Below are 4684 nucleotides of genomic sequence, written 5' to 3'. Positions count from 1 at the left end.
TTTGCATAAACTGATGGCTCCTTAATTTATCGTTAACTCTCTCAGCAAAGGTAAAAACTATATAAATCTTGTAAAAGATGAGGCAGACCGAATGATTACTCATCATTTAGGAAAACATGGGAGGAAAACTTACCATTTCCATTAGTCTGGTTCATATTTTCAAGGAAAATGACACCACCGTTTCTTAAGACTTTTTCCTGTTCCGCTGACAATTCTACTCCTAAAATTACAAGGTTTCGATTTGTTGATGGGGTTTCCTGTTTTGTCTTTTGCTCTGCTTGTTGCTGTTTTTGTTCTACTTCTTTCCGTTCTTTTTGATATTTTTCTTCCATCCGTCTATCCTCGTCTAAAAGATTTTTCAGAAACTCTTTTTTCAAATTTCCGAAGCTGAATTTCCGGTCAACTTCAGAACCTTTGAATGCAACACCATCATGCCGGAATGACACACCTTCAATCTCATTTGAGCCACGCTTGAACTTATAATCAATTTCAATTCCAAATTTTTCAAGATTGAGTCTGAGGTCTGCCGGATTCTTACAATCTGGTAACACAGCTTTAATCGCATCGTGGACTTTATACTTTACTTTATCCGGATTATCCAGCTTTTCCCGCTTTACCTTTTCTTTTCCCTTGCCATAAGTCAGATTATATTTGTCTTTTAGTTTCTTACAAACCTTAATATTCCGTTTATAATCGTGATTGACAGATATTAATTTCAAGTCATTATTAATCCTGTTATATACAATATGTATATGAGGATTCTCTGTATTACCATGCCGCACAACGATATATTGCGTATTTTTTATTCCCATTTCATGCATATATTCTTTGGCGAGTTGCACCATAAATTCATCTGTCATCCGCTCCTTATCTTCCGGCGAAAAAGATATAGGAATATGCCCGACAGGTTGTTTTATCTCTTTCCTGCCGGAGCGTTGCATGGCAAAGCTGCGGATAATATTCTTCGTATTATCCGTCCAAATACCTTCTGCTTCAAGTATAGTTGCCGTGTCATTCATCACATATGAAACACAACCTTTAAACGATTTTCCCTTTATATTCTTAGCGATCATGCAAGAGTTTTTTTATTTGTTCCAGTATTATAATTACATCCAAAGCAGTATTGGAATAACCATAAGTGTTTGCCTGTCGTGCTATCTGATTCAGGTTATTTGCCATACCGGATAGCTTTCGCATCATGTCGAGTTCTTCCAAAGTGAAGCGAGATTTAATACCTCCTTTTAATGTCATTTCCCGCGCATATTGTGTAGCTTTCATACCCAGCTTTTCTGCCTTTTCCTTTATGGAATTGAAATCCGCTTCGGTCAACTTTAGATTAATCGAATTGGTCAGCTTCGCTTTTTCTTTCACGGGGCGACCTCTTTTGGTCTTATCCTTTTTCTTATTTTCCATAAATCATGCCTTTAGAATTATGGAAAAATATCCGTTCGTTTCCACCCTCCGGGCAAGCCGAAACGAAAGCGACCAACGGGAGATGAAGTGAAGGTTTGCCCAACAACCCGGCAGGGATGCGACCATCGGGAGCAGCACGAAAGGGCTGTTCAGTGACCTCAAAATCTGCGACCAACGGGAGCGGGTTTTGAAGCAAAAGGGAAATTCAAGGTACGCCGGATTTATCTTTTGCGTGGTCACAGCCCCGCAGGGCAAGGTATGCATGGAAGGAAGCCGAAAGAGCCGAAGGCGAATTTCGGGTTACCCGTGCGATTACCTTGCTCCTTTGGCGCACGAAAAAAAATAAAGAGGCGGAAGTCTCTTTGTTTTTTGGCTCGTCGACAATCATTTTGAATAAAGCCGGACTCAAGAGTAGACTGCCCGGGTTTAGCAATACACGGATTGTATTGCCATTAGCTCTTCAAGTGTATAGAGAGCTGTTAGAAAGAATAAGTTTGGATAAAGTTACCATTGTACATTATATTTAGATGCATCCAACATAGATACAAAAAACAAATATAAGTTATAAATGTGATAGTCAAACATTTGCATATAATTTTGCTTTCGGTTGCATTCATTTGCTATCCATACATATAGAGTAAGCTACCTTTATTACCATGTTACTAATATTACCCATATTACTTTGAAAATATGTATCTTTAACCCATGTTTGAATTGGATGATAACATAGAATATCCGGATTTCCCGGAAGAAGGTTTCCGTGAGGTTCAACAATGTCTTGACCGCTTTGTGGGTATAAGTTATGAAACTGCGTCCGGTATGCTGTACCGGATGAAACCCGCACGGGAAGATATTACCCTATACCGTGTAAAGATATTGGATATTATCCGTCATAATCCCCCGCTTGAAAGTGTTCTACGTTATTTTCATGACGGACGGGACAACTATCTTTGGTACAGCGATTTCTATGATGATATTACCAAAGAGGTTTATCAGCGTTACCGCACGTTTAAAGCTGCCCCGGTAGAAATAAATCCGGCGAACTATGCGGAAGAGCTGGATAAAATAGATTTGCCTTACTTTAAGGAATTGGTTGACCTAATCACTTTGGAACGGATCTTAATGAAATATGAAGATAAAGTATCCGAGCCAAAAACCGAATCCGAAGAAGATTTATCGGATAAGAAAACTCCGGCAGCCGGGAATGAAGAAACCAAAGTCGAAATAAAGCCTACTTCCCAATTAGAAACCAAACGAACCAAAGCCAAACGCTCCTACGAGCCCAAACTAAATAACAAACAATATGCACTGTTAGCGGAATGTATAGAGCAAATAAAACTATTCCGCCTTCGGTTAAAGGTAACTGACCTCAAAAAACTACTCAAAGGGAAATTGACGGAACCGTTAGAAGTGACCAACCAAAAAACACTGGTTTACCTTTTTGAACGATTAAAAGAATATCAGTATATCAAAGATAAATGGATTTCTGTTGCCGACGGAAACAAAGATTTTATATCATTCCGCACCGAAGGCAATAGACAACGCTATGGTGATCAACAACATTATATTCCTATGCAACAATTCCAGAACAACCGTAAGAAGAGTGAAAAGGAGGCTGTCCGCGGGCTGATTATCATAGATGAGGCTATCGAAGAAATGAACGAATATCGGGATGAGTAACCAATAAATACTGCATGAGCCGTTAATTATATCCTGATTTATAACTCATAGGAATATTTTCCAAAAAAGTTGAAAATATTTTCAATTTCACTCAATTTGCCAACTTTCGTTGTGTATCAATGGGTTAATGCCAATTGACAGGCTTACCTATGTTAGCAATTTAGCCGGATTTATATTATATATTTCACAAAATCAATTTGATAATCAATGGCATACAGCCCAAAGCTGTTATGTAAGGCTGTTATCTAAACAGGGTGGGCATACGGGAGTTCATATCTTGCACCCGATTTCGGAAACAACGGTTTGCAAAGTCGTATATCGTTTATCCTTCCGAAAGATTGAGGTTATGGGTAAAGCCAACCGCATCAGGGATGAATGACTATCCCGATTATCCAATTGAGAGAGATAACAGCCGGAATTATCCGGCTAATATGAACTTTTTAATAAAACATTTATGAACACAGAATTAGAAAAAGGTAAGCAGGAATCTGAAAAGATAGATATATCCGAAATGATTGAGGATAGTACATGAACAGCACCCAAAACGAAAGTGTCCCGCAAGAAAGACGAGGAAGATTATAACCGACGTTTTTTAGGGGTACAGAAGGTAAAGGACTATACTCCGGTATATATTGATGTTCGGATGAAAGAAAAGTTACAAACATTGGTTTCTTCGCTACAACATATCGTACCGGATATTACGCCGACTATTCTATTGTCGAATATCCTTGCAGACCATTTGACGGTAAATAAAGAATTAATCACCCGTGTTGCTAATGAAGGACTGAAACGTTCACTGGCAAACACATTTAATGAAAAGGAATAAAATATGGAAATTGTTTGCATAGACTTGTATGCCTGGGAAAATCTCAGGCAGCAGATAAAAAGGCTGACAACAGAAGTGAGTGCATTGAAAGAGCTATACTGCCCCAATCCCCGTGACGGCTGAATAGATTCGTCGGATGTCTGCCGTGCGCTCGGTATTTCAAAGCGAACACTTCAAACATGGCGGAATAATGGCAAGATGCCTTATTCTATGCTGGGAGGTAAAGTTTACTATCGTGAGGAAGATATTAATAAACTTCTCGAAGAGGGTATGAAACGGGGGGTATAATGGATAAGTTTATTGATTTTTCGTCCGAAGAGTTCAAGGAATTTGAAGGACAAATTAAACAATCCTTTCAGGACATACAAGATGTCCGTGATAAACATCGTCCTACGTTAGCAGACAAGCGATACCTAAGCGGAGAGGAAGTAATGAAATACCTTCATATTTCACCCCGGACACTCCAGAATTTGCGTGATAATCGCCTAATATGTTATACAATGATTGGCGGTAAAATACTTTACCCGGAAGAGGAACTGCAACAGGTACTGTACCAGAATTACAGGTCACCGGAGCTGCCTTTTTAAAGAGGAACAAAAATGTATATGCTGATTCTGAGGGGAGGGAGTTGAAGTTGCCTGCATATTGAAGAAACAAGCATTCTTTTAATTAGGGTTCACTGAATAATTCCCTCATAGTTTTCTCCACAAAGAATGAATTTTCTTGGTGGAGAAATTATTCTTGTATCTCGTTTCAAATTTAGGC

At 38.9% G+C, this 4684-nt stretch carries 7 protein-coding genes; 4 read left to right on the top strand and 3 right to left on the bottom strand.

Translation table 11 applies throughout. The features are described 5' to 3' along the window. Positions 1–95: 95 nt before the first annotated feature. From D0T57_RS14980 to D0T57_RS14970, 3 genes are read right to left on the bottom strand one after another with little or no spacing between them, the layout of a single operon-like run. Positions 96–1073, bottom strand: coding sequence for a relaxase/mobilization nuclease domain-containing protein (locus D0T57_RS14980; RefSeq protein ID WP_163274282.1), 978 nt, complete (start codon positions 1071–1073; stop codon positions 96–98). Continuing rightward, entirely contained in the window at positions 1063–1413 is a 351-nt protein-coding gene (locus D0T57_RS14975; protein ID WP_163274281.1) for a MobC family plasmid mobilization relaxosome protein, read from the bottom strand. The genes D0T57_RS14980 and D0T57_RS14975 overlap by 11 nt, the downstream gene beginning before the upstream one ends. Beyond that, complete coding sequence (locus D0T57_RS14970; RefSeq protein WP_163274280.1) at positions 1403–1588, bottom strand: hypothetical protein; 186 nt, start codon at positions 1586–1588, stop codon at positions 1403–1405. The genes D0T57_RS14975 and D0T57_RS14970 overlap by 11 nt, the downstream gene beginning before the upstream one ends. Positions 1589–2118: 530 nt before the next feature. Between D0T57_RS14970 and D0T57_RS14965 the strand changes: the two genes are divergently transcribed. From D0T57_RS14965 to D0T57_RS14950, 4 genes are all read left to right on the top strand, one after another. Continuing rightward, a complete protein-coding gene (locus D0T57_RS14965; RefSeq protein ID WP_163274279.1) occupies positions 2119–3093 on the top strand; it encodes a hypothetical protein in 975 nt (324 codons plus the stop codon). Positions 3094–3643: 550 nt separating this feature from the next. After that, entirely contained in the window at positions 3644–3919 is a 276-nt protein-coding gene (locus D0T57_RS14960) for a DUF3408 domain-containing protein (protein WP_163274278.1), read from the top strand. A gap of 123 nt (positions 3920–4042) precedes the next feature. Then, positions 4043–4207, top strand: a complete 165-nt coding sequence (locus D0T57_RS14955) for a helix-turn-helix domain-containing protein (protein ID WP_163274283.1) — start codon at positions 4043–4045, stop codon at positions 4205–4207. Then, on the top strand, positions 4207–4506 hold the full coding sequence (locus D0T57_RS14950) for a helix-turn-helix domain-containing protein (protein WP_163274277.1): 300 nt from the start codon (positions 4207–4209) through the stop codon (positions 4504–4506). The genes D0T57_RS14955 and D0T57_RS14950 overlap by 1 nt, the downstream gene beginning before the upstream one ends. The last annotated feature ends 178 nt before the right edge of the window (positions 4507–4684 follow it).

The organism is Dysgonomonas sp. 511 (genome assembly GCF_010501105.1).
Taxonomy (GTDB): Bacteria; Bacteroidota; Bacteroidia; order Bacteroidales; family Dysgonomonadaceae; genus Dysgonomonas.
The sequence above is the reverse complement of the archived record's forward strand: the minus strand, read 5'-3'. Positions and strand labels throughout refer to the sequence as shown.